At 39.4% G+C, this 19,501-nt stretch carries 18 protein-coding genes, 1 other RNA gene and 1 riboswitch; all 19 genes read left to right on the forward strand.

All coding sequences use genetic code 11. The annotated features are described in order from the left end of the window. Nucleotides 1-87 precede the first annotated feature (87 nt). The 19 genes from VSQ61_RS04575 to VSQ61_RS04665 all read left to right on the forward strand — a co-directional run bounded on the left by VSQ61_RS04575 (nucleotide 88) and on the right by VSQ61_RS04665 (nucleotide 19,497). A complete protein-coding gene (locus tag VSQ61_RS04575; protein ID WP_334343264.1) occupies nucleotides 88-537 on the forward strand; it encodes a DUF2975 domain-containing protein in 450 nt (149 codons plus the stop codon). A gap of 32 nt (nucleotides 538-569) precedes the next feature. Continuing rightward, the gene (locus VSQ61_RS04580; RefSeq protein WP_334343265.1) at nucleotides 570-809 is read left to right on the forward strand and encodes a helix-turn-helix domain-containing protein; all 240 of its coding nucleotides are present in this window, start codon (nucleotides 570-572) and stop codon (nucleotides 807-809) included. A gap of 176 nt (nucleotides 810-985) precedes the next feature. After that, nucleotides 986-3,757 (forward strand): glycosyltransferase family protein, encoded by a 2,772-nt coding sequence (locus VSQ61_RS04585; protein WP_334343266.1) that lies wholly within the window; start codon nucleotides 986-988, stop codon nucleotides 3,755-3,757. A gap of 20 nt (nucleotides 3,758-3,777) precedes the next feature. Continuing rightward, nucleotides 3,778-4,575, forward strand: coding sequence for a glycosyltransferase family 2 protein (locus VSQ61_RS04590; protein WP_334343267.1), 798 nt, complete (start codon nucleotides 3,778-3,780; stop codon nucleotides 4,573-4,575). A gap of 10 nt (nucleotides 4,576-4,585) precedes the next feature. Beyond that, nucleotides 4,586-5,341, forward strand: coding sequence for a lysylphosphatidylglycerol synthase domain-containing protein (locus tag VSQ61_RS04595; RefSeq protein WP_334343268.1), 756 nt, complete (start codon nucleotides 4,586-4,588; stop codon nucleotides 5,339-5,341). Further along, a complete protein-coding gene (locus VSQ61_RS04600; protein ID WP_334343269.1) occupies nucleotides 5,338-6,789 on the forward strand; it encodes a protein kinase family protein in 1,452 nt (483 codons plus the stop codon). The genes VSQ61_RS04595 and VSQ61_RS04600 overlap by 4 nt, the downstream gene beginning before the upstream one ends. Further along, on the forward strand, nucleotides 6,774-7,178 hold the full coding sequence (locus VSQ61_RS04605; protein ID WP_334343270.1) for an HAD family hydrolase: 405 nt from the start codon (nucleotides 6,774-6,776) through the stop codon (nucleotides 7,176-7,178). The genes VSQ61_RS04600 and VSQ61_RS04605 overlap by 16 nt, the downstream gene beginning before the upstream one ends. After that, nucleotides 7,175-7,900 (forward strand): glycosyltransferase family 2 protein, encoded by a 726-nt coding sequence (locus VSQ61_RS04610; RefSeq protein WP_334343271.1) that lies wholly within the window; start codon nucleotides 7,175-7,177, stop codon nucleotides 7,898-7,900. Before VSQ61_RS04605 ends, VSQ61_RS04610 begins: the two co-directional genes overlap by 4 nt. Then, nucleotides 7,897-9,450, forward strand: a complete 1,554-nt coding sequence (locus VSQ61_RS04615; RefSeq protein ID WP_334343272.1) for a hypothetical protein — start codon at nucleotides 7,897-7,899, stop codon at nucleotides 9,448-9,450. Before VSQ61_RS04610 ends, VSQ61_RS04615 begins: the two co-directional genes overlap by 4 nt. After that, nucleotides 9,447-10,166 carry a lysophospholipid acyltransferase family protein gene (locus VSQ61_RS04620; RefSeq protein ID WP_334343273.1) on the forward strand — a complete coding sequence of 240 codons (720 nt, stop codon included), beginning with the start codon at nucleotides 9,447-9,449 and terminating at the stop codon, nucleotides 10,164-10,166. Before VSQ61_RS04615 ends, VSQ61_RS04620 begins: the two co-directional genes overlap by 4 nt. Before the next feature lie 27 nt (nucleotides 10,167-10,193). Further along, nucleotides 10,194-10,273, forward strand: a riboswitch (ZMP/ZTP riboswitch). A gap of 80 nt (nucleotides 10,274-10,353) precedes the next feature. Next, the gene (locus VSQ61_RS04625) at nucleotides 10,354-11,067 is read left to right on the forward strand and encodes an IMP cyclohydrolase (protein WP_334343274.1); all 714 of its coding nucleotides are present in this window, start codon (nucleotides 10,354-10,356) and stop codon (nucleotides 11,065-11,067) included. A 28-nt stretch (nucleotides 11,068-11,095) separates the two neighbouring features. Beyond that, nucleotides 11,096-12,274, forward strand: a complete 1,179-nt coding sequence (locus VSQ61_RS04630; RefSeq protein ID WP_334343275.1) for a phosphoribosylaminoimidazolecarboxamide formyltransferase — start codon at nucleotides 11,096-11,098, stop codon at nucleotides 12,272-12,274. A 98-nt stretch (nucleotides 12,275-12,372) separates the two neighbouring features. Beyond that, nucleotides 12,373-12,635: signal recognition particle sRNA large type (gene ffs / locus VSQ61_RS04635), an RNA gene on the forward strand. Nucleotides 12,636-12,762: 127 nt separating this feature from the next. After that, nucleotides 12,763-14,475 (forward strand): B12-binding domain-containing radical SAM protein, encoded by a 1,713-nt coding sequence (locus tag VSQ61_RS04640; RefSeq protein ID WP_334343276.1) that lies wholly within the window; start codon nucleotides 12,763-12,765, stop codon nucleotides 14,473-14,475. Between the two features lie 14 nt (nucleotides 14,476-14,489). Further along, on the forward strand, nucleotides 14,490-15,203 hold the full coding sequence (locus VSQ61_RS04645; RefSeq protein WP_334343277.1) for an exonuclease domain-containing protein: 714 nt from the start codon (nucleotides 14,490-14,492) through the stop codon (nucleotides 15,201-15,203). A gap of 134 nt (nucleotides 15,204-15,337) precedes the next feature. Further along, nucleotides 15,338-16,780 carry a VanW family protein gene (locus VSQ61_RS04650; RefSeq protein ID WP_334343278.1) on the forward strand — a complete coding sequence of 481 codons (1,443 nt, stop codon included), beginning with the start codon at nucleotides 15,338-15,340 and terminating at the stop codon, nucleotides 16,778-16,780. Nucleotides 16,781-16,816: 36 nt separating this feature from the next. After that, entirely contained in the window at nucleotides 16,817-17,803 is a 987-nt protein-coding gene (locus VSQ61_RS04655; protein ID WP_334343279.1) for an AIR synthase family protein, read from the forward strand. 36 nt (nucleotides 17,804-17,839) lie between these two features. Then, nucleotides 17,840-18,322 carry an Lrp/AsnC family transcriptional regulator gene (locus tag VSQ61_RS04660; RefSeq protein ID WP_334343280.1) on the forward strand — a complete coding sequence of 161 codons (483 nt, stop codon included), beginning with the start codon at nucleotides 17,840-17,842 and terminating at the stop codon, nucleotides 18,320-18,322. Further along, nucleotides 18,319-19,497 (forward strand): aminotransferase class I/II-fold pyridoxal phosphate-dependent enzyme, encoded by a 1,179-nt coding sequence (locus VSQ61_RS04665; protein WP_334343281.1) that lies wholly within the window; start codon nucleotides 18,319-18,321, stop codon nucleotides 19,495-19,497. The genes VSQ61_RS04660 and VSQ61_RS04665 overlap by 4 nt, the downstream gene beginning before the upstream one ends. The last annotated feature ends 4 nt before the right edge of the window (nucleotides 19,498-19,501 follow it).

Raw genomic sequence — 19,501 nt, forward strand, 5'->3', positions numbered from 1 at the left:
CAAAAATAAGTATGATAAGATGCGGTTATCAGCTAAAAAGCGGTAACTGCATCTTTTTTCATAAAGATCATAAATGGGAGACATAGTATGAATCGAGTGAATGTAACAAAAATAACAAAAGGAATTTTAGATTTTATGTTTTATGCAGGAATTTTCGCATGTATAAGCCTTCCTCTTTCTCTCAGATTTATTGGAAACTATTTTCCTCACTATAAGATTTTTTATTTTCCTATGCTGATTTTATTCTTTATTTCGGGAATTTTTGCTATTTTAATTATCTTAGAGCTGCGGTCTATGTTTCGAACGGTGTTGAATGAGGACTGCTTTGTTAAAGAAAATGTTCGGGGATTAAAGAAAATGGGAAACTATAGTTTTTGTATTGCTGCTTTAAGTGCAGTCAGGCTGTTTATTGTAATTACTCCTGCAACCCTGGTAATCATTCTGGTATTTATAATTGCCGGATTATTTAGCAAGGTACTTTCCAATGTATTTGATCAAGCAGTTACTTATAAACTGGAAAATGATTTGACTATATAGAGGAAAACGGGGGCAGAAGGAAGGAGCAGCATATGTCAATTGTGATAAATCTGGATGTTATGATGGCAAAGCGAAAGATTGGGGTGACAGAGTTAGCTAAGGAAGTAGATATTACTATGGCAAATCTCTCTATTTTGAAAAATAATAAAGCAAAAGCTGTACGTTTTACTACCTTGAATGCTATCTGCAAAGCTTTAGACTGTCAACCAGGGGATATTCTGGAATATGTACCCGAGGAAGAAGGTATTAAAATCAATGAAAAGGGAATCTGATAGAAATAATTAAAAAATTGGTAATAATATTCATTTTTACAATAAAAATGAATAGATGACAAATTAATGAAAGTATACTATAATTACTTTGAATTCTTATGGAGAAAGAATCTAAAGTAATTTTTATATTTAGAATAATTTTTAGAATAAAAAAGTCGTGACAAAGGAGAAACAAGATGAAATTAAAAATATCTCAAAGAATGAGTTTATTATCTGTAATTTTGTCTCTTTTGACTACGACTATATTTATTTACTTCATAATGCAATTACTTTATACCAAAATGCCCCAATATGAAGAGTTTGTAACAGGTTATACTTCCTGGACAGCTTATTATAAATCAGGAGATATGAGCCTTGCTTATTTGGTGATTGGAGGTATTCTGGTATTTTATGGACTTTTTGTATTATTATTTTACTTTCTTTCCAATAAGCTAGATTGGTTGAAAGGAAATGTGGATGTAAAACTGGAATATAAATCCGGATGGAAAAACAGACTAAAAAAAGTGCAAAATATCTTTTTTTTCATTTTATTTATACAATTTAGTATAGCATCTGTATTAAGAACAATTGATCTTTTGATACCTGGAGATAATTTGGTTTATGGAAAAAGAATTTATTTGATACAGATAGTTTGTTTAATTGTAATCGTAGTTTTTATTTATATCTACATAAAGCAGAAGAATGAAAAAAGCATGAAACATGCTTTGGAAAAAAGTCAATTTTTTTTGCCTTTGTGTTTTTTATGTATCTCTCATTATGAATATCTATGGAATGGGATGATAGTTACTCAGTATGATTCTATAAAAATGAAAATAGTTATGGGAATTATAACAATTATATTAATTAGTTATAATGCTTATCGTATTTTTTTTAAGGATCGGGAAAAGAAAGAAGGAACAATCTATTTAAGCAGTTTTCTTTCTTTGGCAGTATTTGCTTCCTATATTCTTCCAAGAGGGACTATTTCGGGAACACCTTTGGAAATGTATCATTATGGAGAATTTTCAAGTCCTTTACATCAGCTGGTGAATTTTGGCATAGTTCCTTATCTGGATACTATGCCGATTCATGGAGTTTGCGATTATATTCAGGCAGGAGTATGGTATACGTTGTTTGATGGAACTTATGCTTCTTTTGAAGCAGCTATGGTAATTGGATGTGTACTAATTGCTGTAGTTACTGCTGCTATTATCTATTACTGTGTAGAAAATAAATTAGCCGGGTTACTTTGTATTCTGCTGTTTTCCTTGTTTGGAGATCATTATTATTATACACGATGGGCTTTTGTATTACCTTTTATGTTAATTATATTTTCAAAAAAGGTACGAACAGATTTTTCCAAACTATTATGGTGCTGGACGTTTATATCAATTTTATCTGTTGCCTGGAATCCGTCTATAGGAGGATCCTGTGCTTTAGCTGCCTTACCTATGGTTCTTTATGAAGGAATTCATGAAAAAGGGTGGAGAATCTTTCTGAGTCTGAAAGAAAGAGAGGGAAGAAAAAAACTTTTACCTTGGTATATTCCTCTTTTTATTCTGGGATTATGTTTTATCCCCATGTTTTTTGCAATTTTGCGTTATATTGTAGAAAACTCGGAGGCAATTTTGGAAACTACAGGGGATATTCTCATGGAAGAATTGACTGCACCTTATGTGTGGTATGCTACCTTTGGTTTTGTATTTTCTCTGTTGGCAGCTCTTTATTTTCTTATTGAAAAAAAGGAAGAAGAAAAAAAACTGGCAGTCTATGCACTGATGTTTTTAATCATATTTAATGGAATTATAATAAAATATACATTTATCAGAACACAATTTGGAGAACGGGGGATTATTGTTACCTGTCTGTGCAGTTTATTTTTGATTCTTATGATATTTCTTCCTTACTTGGATGAACATCGTTCTGTAAGCATAACAGGTATTACATTTTTTCTTTTTATTTGTGCAGTATGGTTTAAAGGAACCAACATATTGGAACTGCCAGGAAGAATTTTTGAACAAGATGAAATTCCTTCGGATTATGTTTATGCATCTGTGGATGAAACAGAAATACCTGGTCTTGGCAATATTTACATTACAGAAACTCAAAAACAGGAACTAATGAATTTGAATGAACTTATTCAAAAAGCAATTTGGGGGGGGCATCAGGTCATAGATATGACCAATCAGCTTGCTCATTATAATATTTTAAATATAAAAGTTTTGCTTCCTTTCAGCAGTACTTATAATACCAATAACCGTGTTATGCAGACAAAGGCAATTGAGGTATTAGAGGAAATAAAGCCGGAAGTAATTGTTGTATGGCCTGCCTGGGAGCATGATTCCGGATCATTAAGCACACGAAATTATTACCTTTATCAATATCTGTCAAAAAATTATGTTCCATGTAAATATAAAAATATTATTTTTTTTACTAATCAGACAGAGATTCAGGATCAATATGAATCTGCTTATGAAGAGCTTGGGCAGATCATGCATCTGGAAAGACTGAAAAAACTGCCGTCTGTCTGGGGAAATGAATATTTAGAAGAAAAGGAAACAGAGGATATATCTCTTTCATACAGTTTAGCGGATACAAATGCGGAAAAGCTGGGCAAAGATTGTTACCGTATGACAGCAGAAGAAAATTATTTTATGTATGTATTTGAGAAAAATTTGAATGGATCCCAGGTTCCATTTTTACGGATTAGTGTAAATAAGCATGATGAATCCCAGACAGATTTGAATTTTGAAGGTGTAGTCTATTTTATGAATGAAGGGAAAGGTTTAAATGAGGGGCATCGTTTTATCTATGATGGAGGAGAGGGGGAATTTTTAATTCCTTTGACAACCAGCCCTTATTGGAGTTATTCGGATGAAATACAGACAATTCTGTTAGATTTTATTGGTACTAATCTAAAAGATAGAGAAGTAGAAATTAGTTTGGAATTTGAAATATTAAAATCGTAAGATGAAGGAGGAGAAGTATAATGAATACAAAGGATAAAATTTTGCTTTTTATTCCAGGATATAATTGTGAGAAGCAGATTGTACGTGTTTTGGAACAATTGGACGAAGGCATTTTAAATTTTTTATCTCAGATTATCGTAGTTAATAACCGAAGTACAGATAAAACCGAACAGGCAGTGTTGCAATTTATGCAGGATCATCCTCAGGTTCCCATTGCATTACTGCGAAATCAGGATAATTACGGTCTTGGAGGATCTCACAAGACTGCTTTTCAGTATGCTATGGATCACGGCTATGATTATGTAATTGTTCTTCATGGTGATGATCAGGGTGATATCCATGACATGGATCGAGTGTTGAAAAAGAAGCTTTACAGAAAATATGACTGTTGTCTGGGAAGCCGCTTTATGCGGGGCTCCCGATTGAAGGGATATTCTCTTTTCCGTACCTTCGGAAATATCGTATATAATTTTTTATTTTCTGCAGTAGTGCGGAATCGGATTTTTGATCTGGGTTCCGGTTTGAATATGTATTCTGTATCTATGCTGAGAAATCATTTTTATGAAAAATTTCCGGATAAATTGACCTTTAATTACTGTATGATTCTGGCTTCCCACTATTACAGACATCGAATCATGTTTTTCCCAATTACCTGGAGGGAAGAAGATCAAATATCCAATGTAAAGATGGCAAGCCAGGCAGTATCTGTATTAAAAATGCTTGCAGCTTATGGACGAAACTATGAATTTATAAAAACAGAACTAAGGGAGATTCCCCGGAATGCTTATCTGGCCGATGTGATACAGGAAAACAAATGAGGACTTGTCTATGAAAATGTTATATCTTGTACCGCTGTTTCTGACAGGACTGTTTGTGGTTCATGCACTGAAAATGATGCGTTTTTATCTGGTGCTTTTAGAACAGAAGATATCCGTAAAGGAATTTTTGTTTTTATACATAAAAACTACTTTTATCAATCTGTTAATACCCTTTAAGTTGGGGGAGGTCTATCGGATATTCTGTGTAGTGCGTTTTACAAAATGCCTGCAGATCGGAATTTTAAGTGTTGTACTGGATCGGTTTTTTGATACGTTTATTTTATTATTATTTTTAATTCCATACGATCTAGTCATCCTTCATGGCCTTACCTGGATGACAGGGATTTTATTGGTATTTCTTTTATTTGTGATGCTGCTCTATCGAATGTTTGAGCCTACCTATCTGTATTTGAATGAATATATGATTCGGAATTCCAAAAGCAAGAGAGGAATTTTTATTCTTTCCGCCATGGAAATGCTTCGGGAATGGTATGATTATATAAAAGATCTCATTAAAGGCAGGCAATATTTGATTATTTTTTGTTCAGCCCTTGGATGGATAACGGAATTCGGTTTGCTTTGGCTGATATCCCGTTATGATCAGACAGCATTTGGTCTGACAGAATTTGCAGATTATATTCAATCTATATTTTCTTCGGAAAAGAATCATGTATTTATTATCTATAATCATTTTAGCATGTACATTTTGTTTGCATTGATTCTGATATTTTTGTGTTTTCGATTTTTGGGGAGAAGGAAAAAATGAAAAAAAAAGTATTTGTTCTGTATGATGACAGAATCCGGCCAAACGAAAAAATTGCTCAGGTAGCAGGGAATAAAACCTATGGAAGTATTATCTTTAAGCAAAAGACCATTCAGAGACGGGTGGAGGAAGTTCTTCAGGATAAAGATTACATTTTAAAATTTTGTCCTTTTTCAGAGGAAAAGAAAAGAGAAGAAAGCATTGGATTGGTGTTGTCTGCTTCTCAGTCTACATCAGTGGTATATTTGTTTTCTTCCTATGGAATTTTAGATCCTCAGATGTTCGGGCTTCTTTTGGATAAAACACAGTTTTTAAATCAATCAAAAAAAGTAACAGTAAATAAGAACACAGCAGCCTTACTCTTTGCAGATACAGAGCAATTCCGAGAATGGGTGAAAAAAGGCAGCAACCCGGAAGGAAATGAGGAAATGGAAGCCCTTTTGGGAGATATGCTGATAGATTTGAACTCTTTTGATGAATTTATTCAATACATAACCAGTGGTTTTGATGCAAGATTTTTTAATACTTTGGAGGGGGATCAATATACAGTTACAAAACGATCTGCAAACAGAGAAAAAATAAAGAATGAATATCAATTTTATTATTTTCTTCCCAGGGAAATGCAGCATTGGTTTGTACAGCCGTATTCCTATGAGGAATCAGATCAGATGGCCTGTTATACCATGGAGCGTATGCATATGACAGATCTGGCTATTCAGTATGTGCATGGGGCTGTCTCTACAGAGGATCTGGATCAAATTCTGTGTCAATTATTTTATTTTTTAAGGACAAGATGTACAAAAAAAATAACAAAAGAGGAATACGATCAACAGTCCAAACACCTGTATTTGGATAAGGTTCTGGAAAGGCTTGCAGGGCTTAAGAAAAGTTCTTATTTTGAGAAAATGAATGGAATGATTGGGGTTGGAACCTTCTATAAGGATATTGATGCAGTCTTTTCTCATTATGAAGATTTATACAGGAAAATACATGAAAAATATACCTTTGAACCTCTTGCTACAGTCAGTCACGGAGATCTCTGTTTTTCCAATATTCTTTATCAAAGGCATGCAAATATTCTGCGGATGATTGATCCAAAGGGGGCAACGGAGGAATCCGACATCTGGATGGATCCCTGGTATGATTTGGCAAAGCTGTCCCATTCCATCTGCGGAAGATATGACTTTTTTAACAGCAGCTTGTATCAGGTGAAGATAGGAGAAGATCTAAAACTTGAGCTTCAGATAGATTTCGAAAATCAGGCTTATATAGAGGTATTTCAAAGATATTTGGAGGAAAATCAGTTTTCTTATCCGGTTGTGCGTCTATATGAGGCTTCTTTGTTTTTATCCATGCTTCCATTGCACATGGATAATCCCCAGAAGGTATTTGGATTTTTATTAAACGGAATTGAAATTTTACAGGAGGTGGAGAGATGTTTGAAGGATTGACGCTGGTGATGGATATTGACGGAACCATCTGTCCGATTAAGAGGAAGGATCAGGAGTATATAGATGTGGTTCCTTACAAAGAAGTTGTGGAAAAGATGCGGGAATATAAGGCCGGCGGTGCAAAAATCGTATTGTATACCTCCCGGAATATGAATACCTACAAGGGAAATCTGGGCATGATCAATGCCAATACAGCAAAGGTTCTGATGAAGTGGCTGGAAAAGTGGGAGATTCCCTATGATGAGATTCTTTACGGAAAACCGTGGCCGGGACACAGAGGATTTTATGTGGATGATCGCTGTGTGAGACCGGACGAGCTTTTAAAATATTCGGAGGAGGAATTGGATGCTATTTGTAAAGGCAGCCGTCCAGAGGAGGAGCGTTTATGACAATTGTAATTACGATGGCAGGCTTTGGAACTCGATTTAAAAAAGCAGGCTATCCCATGCCAAAGTATCAGATTACTGCTCATGGAAAAACCTTATTTGAATGGTCTATGGAGAGTCTTGCAGACTTTCGCCGTCCGGAGGATACCTATTTGTTTATTCTGCGAAAAGAAGATCAGGCGTCAGATTTTATTCAGAAAAAATGCTCCGCAATGGGAATTTCACAAATTCAAATTATAGAATTGGACGAAATGACAGATGGGCAGGCTACTACAGCTATGTTGGGGGCTGAATATTGGAAAAAAGAAAGTCCTCTTTTAATTTATAACATTGATACATATGTGGAGGCAGGTCAGATGCGTCCCGAGGAATTTTGCGGAGACGGGTTTATTCCTTGTTTCTGCGGGGAGGGAGATCACTGGAGCTTTGTGCGTCTGGGAAGGGATGAAAAGGCAGTAGAAGTTCGGGAAAAGGTACGTATATCTGATTATTGCACACTTGGTGCTTATTATTTTAAAACATGTGGTCTCTATGAGGAACTTTATGAAGAATATTACAGTGAAGGATCCAATATGGAAAAGGGAGAAAAGTATATTGCTCCTCTCTACAATTATTTGATTCAGAAGGGAAAAGAGGTTCGAATATCTGTAATTGATGAAAAAAAGATCCATGTACTGGGAACTCCGGAGGAGTTAGATTATTTTAAGGAGTATTATAAAAGATGAAAAAAATACGAATCCGAAAGCTTTGGATAACAGTGGCAGTTGTTCATTGGCTTATCAGTCTTCTGACAGATACTTTTATTATTACCTGTGAGAGTTCTGCAGTTTATGGAATCTGGAAGGTTCTGTTTTTGCTGTTTATTCTTGGACTTTATCAGATAGCAGGAAATTTGGTGTATGAATTTCGATCCGGCAATAAAGCAGTTTGCAGGATACTTCGGCTTTCTGGAATTTATTTTTTAGTAATGCTGATTTTTCTGCTTTTAACGTGGCCGGGAATATGGAGAGTGGATGAGTTTGGAATCCTACGTTCGGCTCAGGAATTGAGCCTTCATTTCTGGCAGGGATACTTAACCTCTGTCTATTATATTCTTTGTCTGATGATGCTGCCTTTTCCGGCATCTGTCGTTTTGTTTATGTGTGTAATTAATTCTGCTGTTGTGGGATATCTGGTTTATAAGCTGTGGACATTTACAGGGGAAAGAAAATGTGCTTATATTTTGTATGTGCCCTTTTTGTTTTTTCCTGTTATTGATTCAAATCTGTATCCCATGCGTATGAGTATCTATGCTTTTTTGGAATTGCTTTTATTGGCAAAGATATGTTTTTGGGCCTATGAAAAACGATATCCAAAAAAGGGAGAATTTCTTTGGACAGCGCTGTTAGCAGGAATTGTTACAACATGGAGAAGTGAATCCGTTTATTATCTTCTGCTTTTTCCTGTATTGCTGATTATTTTTTTGTGGAAAAGAGCGTCAAAAAAACAGATTGCCAGGGCTGTTCTTATCTATTTAAGCATTTCTATTGTATTGATAGGAATTCAGAAGATAGGAGATGGAGGAACCGGAAGCGGCGGCAGGGGGGATGGATATGAAATTACAGCAATTATACGTCCGCTGACGCCTCTTGTAGTGGAAGCTGCCTATGCAGAAGAAAAAGATTTGATTGCTATGGTAGATAAGGTCATAAACTGCGCATTTATTTTTCAGGGAGCTTCCGAAGGAGAAAACGGAATCGGTATCTTTTGGAGATGGGGCGGAGATGGATTAGTGAGTGACAGCTATACGGAGGAAGATTTTCAAAATCTGAAACGGGCGTATTTTCAGTTAATTCTGCGTCATCCGAAAACCTTTTTAAGAGAACGTCTGGATACATATTGGAAATCTACGGGAATTTTGGGAGATCTTCCGAATACGGATCCTCCTTCACTGCCAATTAATAAAAATATTCGAAATATAACATATAACTTATTGGAACTGCGCATTTTGGATGATGATAATTATTGGGTTCAGGGGAAAGCATCTGAATTTGTATATTCAACCATTTTTCCGTCTCTGATTCTGGCAGCTGCAATGCTTTGGTTTTTGGTGAAAAAGAAGTGGATTTATGCAGGTTGTATCATGATGGCGGCTCTTAAAGTTCCGCTTGTATTTTTGACAGCCCCAGGATGTTTGTTTATGTATTACTATTCTCCTTATCTATGCGGATGGATATTTTTGTTCTTTATGGGAATTTTATGGATTAGGAACAAAAACAGGGAGGCAGAGGAATGAAACGAATACTTTTGATGGTATTATATAATCTTCCCTTTGTACCTTGGTGGTGGTATCAGCTCTGCTCCTATGCAAAACATACAGATGAAATTCCGGAGGATAAGAAATTTGCTCTGTTGAAGAAAATTACCGTTCATGCCAATAAAGGCGGGAGAGTAAAGATAGAAGTTCATGGAAAAGAGAATATTCCTTCCCAAAAAGGTTTTATTTTCTTTCCTAATCATCAGGGGTTGTTTGATGTGCTGTCCATTATTGAAGCCTGCCACATGCCTTTCTCAGTAGTAGCTAAGATCGAAGTAAAGAACATTTTGTTTTTAAAGCAAGTCTTTGCCATTTTGAAAGCAAAGTTTATGGATCGGGAGGATGTTCGCCAATCTTTGAAAATTATCCAGTCAGTGACGGAGGAGGTAAAAGAAGGGAGAAACTATCTGATTTTTCCGGAAGGGACACGTTCTAAAAAGGGAAATGAGGTAGGAGAATTTAAGAGCGGAAGCTTCAAAAGCGCCATGAATGCCAAATGTCCCATTGTGCCGGTAGCCATGCTGAATGCTTATCAGGCCTTTGATACCAACAGTATCAGTCCGGTTACGGTAGAAGTACACTTCCTAAAGCCTATTTTTTATGAAGAGTATCAGGGAATGAAGTCCAGGGATATTGCGGAACTGGTACGGAGACAGATCGTAGAAACCATAGAAAACAGTCTAAAAAACAATTGACAACCATAGGAAGAAATGCTATGTTTTAACTAATTATACGACTGACGGAAGTGGAAGGAACCACAGGGAGTATAAGGATTGGAAAGCCGACCGTCTGGGCACATGTGTAGCTTAGATTGCGGCTTTTTTCTATTTTATGGAAGATTTACCGAAACTATTTGAAAAAAGACAAGAGAGGAGAAAAGACATGGAAATGATTTCACTGGCACAGGAACTTAGGGAAAATTCCTATCCGGGACGGGGAATTGTCATTGGAAAATCCGAGGATGGCAAAAAAGCAGTGACTGCTTATTTCATTATGGGCAGAAGTGAGAACAGCAGAAACAGAATATTTGCAGAAGAGGAGGATGGAATACGAACAGAAGCCTATGATCCCTCTAAGCTTACAGATCCAAGTCTCATAATTTATGCGCCAGTACGGGTTCTGGGGAATAAGACCATTGTAACCAACGGGGATCAGACGGACACAGTTTATGAACTCATGGGAAAAGGACTGACCTTTGAGCAGGCTCTGCGCACCCGGGAGTTTGAACCGGACGGACCTAATTATACACCGCGGATTTCCGGAATTTTGGAGATTGAAAATGGAACATTCAGTTATTCCATGTCTATCTTAAAGAGTAATAATGGGGATCCGTCTTCTTGTAATCGATATACCTTTTCTTATGAAAACTGCCCGGCAGGAGAAGGACATTTTATCCATACCTATCAGTGTGACGGAGATCCTTTGCCGAGTTTTGTGGGAGAGCCGAAGCTGGTAGCTATACCAAGTGATATGGAAAAGTTTACGAATATGCTGTGGTTAAATCTCAATAATGAAAATAAAGTGTCTCTCTTTGTGCGGTATATTGATATTGAAACAGGAAAATGTGAGACAAAAATAGTAAATAAGAATGAGTAAAAGGCCAGAACAGGAGAAAGGATTATATATGAAAGAATTAGAGTTAAAATATGGGTGCAACCCCAATCAAAAGCCCTCTAAAATCTATGTGGCAAATGGTGAGGAACTTCCCATCACCGTCCTTTTTGGAAAGCCGGGCTATATCAATTTTTTGGATGCTTTTAATGGCTGGCAGCTTGTAAAGGAGCTTAAGGAGGCCACCGGACTTCCGGCAGCAACGTCCTTTAAGCATGTATCCCCGGCAGGGGCAGCCGTAGGACTTCCTTTGGATGACACTTTAAAGAAAATTTACTGGGTAGATGATATGGGGGAGCTTTCACCTTTGGCCTGTGCCTATGCCAGAGCCAGAGGCGCAGATCGCATGTCTTCCTTTGGAGATTTTATTGCCTTGTCGGATGTGTGTGACAAGGATACAGCTTGCATCATCAAAAGGGAAGTTTCTGACGGCGTTATTGCGCCGGGATATACAGAGGAAGCTTTGGAAATCTTAAAAGGAAAGAAAAAAGGAAACTATAATGTAATTCAGATTGATCCTTCCTATCGTCCGGCGCCACTGGAGCATAAGGAGGTCTATGGAATTACCTTTGAGCAGGGCCGTCAGGAGCTGCCTATCAATAATGAACTTCTTTCCAAAATTGTGACTAAGAATCAGGAATTGACAGATGCAGCAAAAATGGATCTGAAGATTTCTCTCATTACCTTAAAGTATACACAATCCAATTCTGTATGCTTTGTCAAGGGCGGGCAGGCTATCGGAATTGGTGCAGGTCAGCAGTCCAGGGTACACTGTACCAGATTGGCAGGCCAGAAAGCAGATAACTGGTTTCTGCGTCAAAGCCCCAAGGTATTGGGACTTCAGTTTATAGACGGAATCGGCCGGACAGACAGAGATAATGCAATAGATGTCTATATTGGAAATGAGTATATGGATGTACTTGCAGAGGGTGCATGGCAGAAAATCTTCAAGGTGAAGCCTGAAGTATTCACAGAAGAAGAAAAGCGTGCATGGCTTAATCAAATGGCAGATGTAACCGTAGGATCAGATGCATTTTTCCCATTCAGTGATAACATTGAACGGGCAAAGAAAAGTGGTGTAAAATATATTGCACAGCCAGGAGGATCTGTTCGGGATGATTTGGTAATTGAAGCCTGTGATAGATATGGAATGGTGATGGCCTTTACGGGGATACGGTTGTTCCATCATTAAAAGTATATTAAGATATGGAGCTTTGACAGCAAAGGATTTTTTCATTGACAAATGGAAGGATAACCGCTATACTAAAATTCTGAAATTATCTAAGATTTCCGCACAGCCGGGGAGTTAGCGGTGCCCTGTACCCACAATCCGCTACAGTGGGGGTGATATCCTGCCTCGGGCTTTGAAATAGCATACAGCCCTTTGTAAGCAGCATTGACGTCTGGGTCTTGCGCAACAGGAATCTGTGAACCGAGTCAGGTCAGGAATGAAGCAGCTCTAAGCAGAACCTTCTGTGTGCCGCAAGGCTGCCTGGGCTGAGCCGGCTGCAGAGGTAACTGGTGTTGTTTCTGGTTCAAAGCAGGATGTGCGGATTATAATAAAGTTTAGGAGCACAAATCATGTGTTGATTAAGGAGTTATTGCAAAGGCAGTAATTCCTTTTTGGTTTACTGGCAAGAATAGAAAAATCAATTGTGAATTGGGCTGCAAAGGTGAAATATGCAAATTTTATTGACTGCTATCAATGCAAAATATATCCATTCTAATCTGGCGGTTTATAGTCTGAAAGCTTCTGCCGGAGAATATTCTTCTCATGTGGAGCTGGCGGAATTTACGATTAATCATAGAACAGAAGAAATCCTAAGTGAGATTTATAGAAAAAAACCGGAGGTTCTGTTGTTTTCCTGCTATATTTGGAATATTGAACAAGTGAAGGAGCTGGTTCGGGAGTGTGCAAAGGTATTGCCCGAAACGCCTATCTGGCTGGGAGGGCCGGAGGTATCTTTCTGCCCTTTGGAGATTTTGAAAGAATATACTGAAGTGGCAGGGATTCTAACTGGAGAAGGAGAGGAAAGCTTTCGGCTTCTGGCAGAATGTTATGTGAGAAAGACTAAGAGATGGAAAGAGATCCCGGGAGCTGTTTTTCGTAAGTCAGCAATGGAATTAAAAAAATCAGAAAAATACAGAAATGAAGAAACTCAAGAAGATAAAGATGATATTTTCAGCAATAATCAGGGAAAACCCCTTGATATGGATACACTGCCTTTTCCATACACAGGGTTTATAGACTTTGCTCATAGAATCATTTATTATGAATCCAGCAGGGGATGTCCATTTGCCTGCAGTTACTGTCTTTCTTCCATTGACAAGCAGGTTCGTTTTCGGGATTTAAAGCTTGTATTCAGAGAACTTCAATACTTTTTGGATGCCAAAGTTTTGCAGGTAAAGTTTGTGGATAGAACCTTTAACTGCAGTCACAGTCATGCTTTTGCTATTTGGCGCTATCTTTTAGAGCATGATAATGGGGTGACAAATTTTCATTTTGAAATAGCTGCAGATTTGTTAAATGAGGAAGAAATGGAACTGATGGCTCAGATGCGTCCCGGGCTGATTCAGTTGGAAGTTGGTGTACAGTCCGTAAACGTTAAGACTATTGATGCCATTCATCGCAGAATGGATTTGGAAAAAGTAAGGGCTAATGTGGAAAGAATTCATAGGATGGGGAACATTCACCAACACCTGGATTTGATCGCAGGGCTGCCTTATGAGGATTATGTAAGCTTTGCCCATTCCTTTGATGAAGTATTTGCCATGAAACCGGAGCAGCTGCAGCTTGGTTTCCTCAAGGTTTTGCAAGGCTCTCCCATGTATCGGGAAGCAGAGCAATATGGGATAGTCTGTAAAGATAAGCCGCCCTATGAGGTACTGTATACGAACTGGCTTTCCTTTTCAGACATTTTACAGTTAAAGGCAATTGAAGAAATGGTGGAAATCTATTATAATAGTCATCAATTCCGGCATACATTGGAGAAGCTGCTTAAGACAGCTCCGTCACCCTTTTATTTTTTCCAACAGCTGGCGGATTTTTATGAAAGGAAGGGGTTAAATGGGAGAAACCATTCCCGGCTTCAAAGGTATGAGATTCTGCTGGAATTTATTCGAGAGATCTGTTCAAAGGAGGAAGATCGATACAGAGAGCTTTTAACCATAGATCTGTATGGAAGGGAAAAGGTAAAAAGCCGTCCGGCATTTGCATCCGATCAAAGTCCTTATCAGACAAAAATCAGGCAGATTTTGAGTCAGACAGGAAAACAAAAGCATGTGGAAGCATTGCTTACATGGGGGGAGATGCCGGTGTATTTGATTTTTGACTATGAAGCAAGAGATCCCCTGACACATGATGCATCTATAACACAATGGAAAGAAGCATAAGAGGAAGTATGAATATGATAGATACCTATATTGCCCTGGATCTGGAAACCACAGGACTTAATCCATCTATGGATCGAATCCTGGAGATAGGAGCCGTAAAGGTGATTGGCGGGCAGGTGGAAGAAACTTATGAGACACTGGTAAATCCGGGCAGAAAAATCGAAAAGCGGATAGAAGAATTGACTGGCATAACAGATGAGATGGCAGCAGAAGGGCTGGATACCCGGACAGCGGTAACAGAGCTCGTGGAATTCTGTGAAGATTTGCCCTTATTGGGGCATAACATTCTGTTTGATTACAGCTTTGTAAAACAGAATGCCATCAATCTGAATTTACCATTTGAAAAAGAAGGAATCGATACTCTCAAAATTGCAAGAGTTCTGTTTCCGGAGATGGAGCACAGAGGCCTCCAGGCTCTCTGCAGCTATTACCAGATTCAGCCGGAGAAGGCTCACAGGGCAGCCTTTGATGCGCTGGCTGCTATGGAATTGTATCATCGAATGGGAGAACAGTTTCCTGATAGCCCAGAGGAGCTTTTTGCTCCAAAAATGCTCATTTACAAAGGGAGAAAGCGGGGACCTATTACTCCTGCGCAAAAAGGGTACTTGAATGATCTGATAAAATATCATAAAATAGCATTGGAGGAGTCTGTAGATAGCCTCACTAAGAATGAAGCATCACGGATCATTGACCGAATTATTCTGGAATATGGGAGGATTCAAAGATGAATTGGTACAGTAAAAAGACGAGAAAGATCATTTCTACCGTGATCATCGTAATTGTAGTTGTGGCAATGATTGTTCCCCTTTTGAGCTATGCACTTTAGGGGAAGCAATTTGAAATCAGAAAAGAGGAAAAGGAAATGAAAAGATTTGCAGGTTATGGGTTTCTTTTTGCATTTATACTGGCTGTTGCCGGTATGGGAAGCATGGAAGCTCTGGCAAAAGAGAAAGAGGATCCCACGATTCACAGTGGTGTCTTTGCAGATGAGGTTGATCTGTCTGGTATGACAGAGGCAGAGGCAGAAGCAGAGCTGGCAGCTTACATAAACAGATTAGGAGACGAAACACTGACCTTGGAGATTTTTGATGAACAGGTGGAAGTAACATTAGGAGATCTGGGTTTGGGATGTACAAATCTGAACGTCATTGAGGAGGCTGCTCAGCTTGGCAAGACTGGCAATGTGATTAAGCGCTACAAAGAGCGCAAGGATTTGGAGCATGAAAATAAGGTATATGAATTAAATTGGATGCTGGATTCTGATCTGATAAGGGATTTTGTGTCAACAGAATGTGTTAAGTTTGATTCTGAGGCTAAGGATGCAACCTTAAAACGGGAAAACGGTACATTTCAAATTGTGGATGGAAATACAGGTACAAAGCTGGATGTAGAAGGCTCCATACAGGCAATACAGGATTATATTGAGAATGACTGGGACAAAGAAAACGGCAGAATTACGCTTCCTGTGGAGACAGACTATCCCAGAGGCAGCAGAGAAGAACTGAGCCGTGTAAAAGATGTACTTGGAACCTTTACTACCAGCTATTCTACCTCAGGCCCCAGCAGAAGCCAGAATGTGTCCAATGGAGCCCGGTTGATCAATGGAACGGTTCTGTATCCGGGAGATACTTTTTCTACCTATGAAGTGGTAAGCCCTTTTACCACAGCCAATGGCTATGAAATGGCAGGCTCTTATCTGAACGGAAAAGTGGTGGACAGCTTAGGAGGAGGAATTTGTCAGGTATCTACTACATTGTATAATGCAGTATTGCTCTCTGAGCTGGAGGTTGTAGAGAGATCGAATCACTCTATGATTGTAACCTATGTGGATCCTTCTGCTGATGCAGCTATTGCAGGAACATATAAGGATTTTAAATTTAAGAATGATTCGGATGCACCCATTTATATAGAGGGAGTTACTGCCAATAAGCAGATAACATTTACCATCTATGGAGAGGAAACACGTCCTTCCAACCGCACAGTCAAATATGTAAGTCAGACTCTAAGCACAACAGATCCCGGCGCAGTCATTATAGCAGATCCGGGACAGCCGATTGGATATCGGGTGGCAGAGAGCGCTCACAGGGGTGTGCAGGCAGAGCTGTATAAGCATGTGTATGTAAATGGTGTGGAAGAAAGTGTGACCAAGGTGAATAAAAGCACTTATAATGCCTCGCCGCGTACCGTTGTTATTGGCGTAGCCGGTGATCCGGGGATGTCTGCGGAGCTAATAGAGGCAGTAGCTACCCAGGATGAAGGTGTGGTAAATGCTGTTCTGGCCTCCTGTCTGGAGAGAATGCAGTAAGACAGACGATATAAAGCAGAGCAGGAGCAGGCAGAAATGAAGATAGGAAAAGTTTCCGAGACGATTTTAAAGAGAAGCATTTTTAAACAGATTCGAACTAAGCGGGATGAGGTGCTTTTAGGAGCCGGAGTCGGCGAGGATTGTGCTGCTGTGAAGCTGGAACCAGGAGAGGTTTTTGTGATTTCCACAGATCCCATAACCGGAACAGTGAAGGATATAGGAACACTGGCTGTCCAGGTTACAGTAAATGATTTGGCCAGCAGCGGGGCAGAGCCAATCGGTATCATGCTGACAGTACTTCTTCCGGAGGAGATTACGGAAGAGGATATTAAGAAAATGATGGAACAGATAGAAGAGGCCTGCGCCAAATCAAATGTTCAGGTTATGGGGGGCCACACAGAGGTAACAAGAGCTGTGAATCAGCCGGTGATCAGTGTCACCGGTGTAGGAAAGGCAAGAGAAGAACGGCTTATATCCACTGCCGGGGCAAAGGCAGGGCAGGATATCCTTGTAACCAAGTGGATTGGCATAGAGGGTACCTCCATTATTGCAAAGGAAAAGGAAAAGGAGCTTAAAACCAGATTTTCAGTGGATTTTGTGGAGACGGCCAAAGGCTTTGAGAAGTATCTTTCCGTATTGCCGGAAGCATCCGTAGCAGTAGAATTTGGTATCAGTGCCATGCATGACGTGACAGAGGGCGGAATCTATGGAGCACTTTGGGAGTTGGCAGAGGCTTCTGATGTAGGACTTGAGATTGATCTGAAAGCAATTCCTATTCGTCAGGAGACTGTTGAAATTTGTGAATATTTTGGATTGAATCCTTATTATCTGATTTCCAGCGGCTGTATGCTGATGGCAGGAGACAGAGGGCATGATTTGGTACGGGAGCTTAAAAAAGCCGGCATTCCGGCAGCAGTGATTGGAAAAGCAGTGGAAGGAAAGGCCCGGAGGATTTTGAATGGAGAGGAAGAAGCCTTTCTGGAACGCCCCAGAACAGACGAGCTGTATCGTATTTATGAATAAAAAAGTTATTGAGGAACAAAAACAGGAGGATGTGTAATGAGGGAAAAGATCTTAACTTTTATTGAAAAGAACAGCAGAGTGAACTTGAAGGATCTGGCAGTTATGCTGGGAGTGGATGAAGCAGCCATAGCAAATGAAATAGCAGATATGGAAAAAGAAGGAATCATCTGCGGCTATCACACATTGATTGACTGGGATAAGACAGGAGAAGAAAAGCTGACAGCGCTGATTGAAGTGAAGGTAACACCTCAGAGAGGACTTGGATTTGATAAGGTAGCAGAGCGCATTTACAATTATGCAGAAGTGGATAGTGTTTACCTGATTTCAGGAGGCTTTGACTTTATGGTGATGATTGAAGGGAAGACTATGCGTGATGTAGCGCAGTTTGTATCAGATAAGCTTTCTCCCCTGGATACGGTACTCAGCACAGCTACACATTTTGTACTGAAAAAGTATAAGGATCACGGTTCGATCATGGTACATAAATCAAAGGATGAAAGGATGCTGGTTACACCATGAGAAATTTTTTAGCTGATAAAGTTGTAGAGATTCCCCCTTCAGGCATACGGAAATTTTTTGATATCGTCAGTGAGATGCCGGATGCTATTTCTCTGGGAGTGGGGGAACCGGATTTTGATACTCCCTGGCATATTCGGGAAGAGGGAATTTATTCTCTGGAGAGGGGACGCACATTTTATACATCCAATTCCGGATTGAAGGAGCTTCGGGAAGAGATTTCCAGTTATTTGAAAAGAAAGGTTCATTTGAACTATGATCCCATAAAAGAAGTTATAGTGACCGTAGGCGGGAGTGAAGGAATTGACATAGCATTCCGCGCAGTTCTGAATCCCGGAGATGAGGTGTTGATTCCCCAACCCTGTTATGTGTCTTATGAACCCTGCGCTGTACTGGCCGGGGGAGTTCCTGTGCTTATTAATCTGAAAGAAGAGAATGAGTTTCGGTTGAGAAAACAGGAGCTTCTTGATGCAATTACAGAGAAAACAAAGATACTGGTACTTCCTTTCCCCAACAATCCTACCGGAGCCATAATGGAACAGAAGGATTTGGAGGAAATTGCAGAGATAGTAATTGAAAAGGATATTCTGGTTCTGTCGGATGAGATTTATTCGGAGCTTAGTTATAAAGGAGATCACATATCTATTGCGTCGCTTCCGGGAATGCAGGAGCGAACAATTCTGATTAATGGATTTTCCAAAGCCTATGCCATGACTGGCTGGCGGCTTGGATATGCCTGCGGGCCGGCAGATATTATTAAGCAGATGACAAAGATTCATCAGTTTGCCATTATGTGTGCGCCTACCAACAGCCAGTTTGCAGCAGTGGAAGCGCTGAAAAACGGGGATGACGATGTAGCTGTAATGCGGGAATCCTACGATCAGAGAAGGCGCTATGTGGTGCACACTCTGCGTGAAATAGGACTTCAGTGCTTTGAACCTTTTGGAGCCTTCTATGTGTTTCCCAGCATTCAGGAGTTTGGGATGACTGCAGATGAATTTGCAACCCGTTTTCTGGAGGAAGAAAAGGTGGCTGTGGTACCGGGAACTGCTTTTGGAGCCTGCGGAGAGGGATTTTTAAGACTTTCTTATGCCTATTCTCTGGAGGATCTGAAAGAGGCCTTCGGTCGTCTGGCAGATTTTGTAGGCCGTCTGCGGGAGGAAAAAGAAGGGAAATAGGCAA

The organism is Candidatus Merdisoma sp. JLR.KK006 (assembly GCF_036941035.1).
In the GTDB taxonomy this organism is placed as follows: domain Bacteria; phylum Bacillota; class Clostridia; order Lachnospirales; family Lachnospiraceae; genus Laedolimicola.

Bases quoted from the DNA above. Each gene is read 5' to 3' on its own strand.
- VSQ61_RS04605 (WP_334343270.1), top strand. From the start codon at position 6,774: ATGTTTGAAGGATTGACGCTGGTGATGGATATTGACGGAACCATCTGT.
- VSQ61_RS04610 (WP_334343271.1), top strand. From the start codon at position 7,175: ATGACAATTGTAATTACGATGGCAGGCTTTGGAACTCGATTTAAAAAA.
- VSQ61_RS04645 (WP_334343277.1), top strand. From the start codon at position 14,490: ATGATAGATACCTATATTGCCCTGGATCTGGAAACCACAGGACTTAAT.
- VSQ61_RS04630 (WP_334343275.1), top strand. From the start codon at position 11,096: ATGAAAGAATTAGAGTTAAAATATGGGTGCAACCCCAATCAAAAGCCC.
- VSQ61_RS04595 (WP_334343268.1), top strand. From the start codon at position 4,586: ATGAAAATGTTATATCTTGTACCGCTGTTTCTGACAGGACTGTTTGTG.
- VSQ61_RS04575 (WP_334343264.1), top strand. From the start codon at position 88: ATGAATCGAGTGAATGTAACAAAAATAACAAAAGGAATTTTAGATTTT.
- VSQ61_RS04665 (WP_334343281.1), top strand. From the start codon at position 18,319: ATGAGAAATTTTTTAGCTGATAAAGTTGTAGAGATTCCCCCTTCAGGC.
- VSQ61_RS04655 (WP_334343279.1), top strand. From the start codon at position 16,817: ATGAAGATAGGAAAAGTTTCCGAGACGATTTTAAAGAGAAGCATTTTT.
- VSQ61_RS04585 (WP_334343266.1), top strand. From the start codon at position 986: ATGAAATTAAAAATATCTCAAAGAATGAGTTTATTATCTGTAATTTTG.
- VSQ61_RS04600 (WP_334343269.1), top strand. From the start codon at position 5,338: ATGAAAAAAAAAGTATTTGTTCTGTATGATGACAGAATCCGGCCAAAC.
- VSQ61_RS04590 (WP_334343267.1), top strand. From the start codon at position 3,778: ATGAATACAAAGGATAAAATTTTGCTTTTTATTCCAGGATATAATTGT.
- VSQ61_RS04660 (WP_334343280.1), top strand. From the start codon at position 17,840: ATGAGGGAAAAGATCTTAACTTTTATTGAAAAGAACAGCAGAGTGAAC.
- VSQ61_RS04650 (WP_334343278.1), top strand. From the start codon at position 15,338: ATGAAAAGATTTGCAGGTTATGGGTTTCTTTTTGCATTTATACTGGCT.
- VSQ61_RS04615 (WP_334343272.1), top strand. From the start codon at position 7,897: ATGAAAAAAATACGAATCCGAAAGCTTTGGATAACAGTGGCAGTTGTT.
- VSQ61_RS04580 (WP_334343265.1), top strand. From the start codon at position 570: ATGTCAATTGTGATAAATCTGGATGTTATGATGGCAAAGCGAAAGATT.
- VSQ61_RS04640 (WP_334343276.1), top strand. From the start codon at position 12,763: ATGCAAATTTTATTGACTGCTATCAATGCAAAATATATCCATTCTAAT.
- VSQ61_RS04625 (WP_334343274.1), top strand. From the start codon at position 10,354: ATGGAAATGATTTCACTGGCACAGGAACTTAGGGAAAATTCCTATCCG.
- VSQ61_RS04620 (WP_334343273.1), top strand. From the start codon at position 9,447: ATGAAACGAATACTTTTGATGGTATTATATAATCTTCCCTTTGTACCT.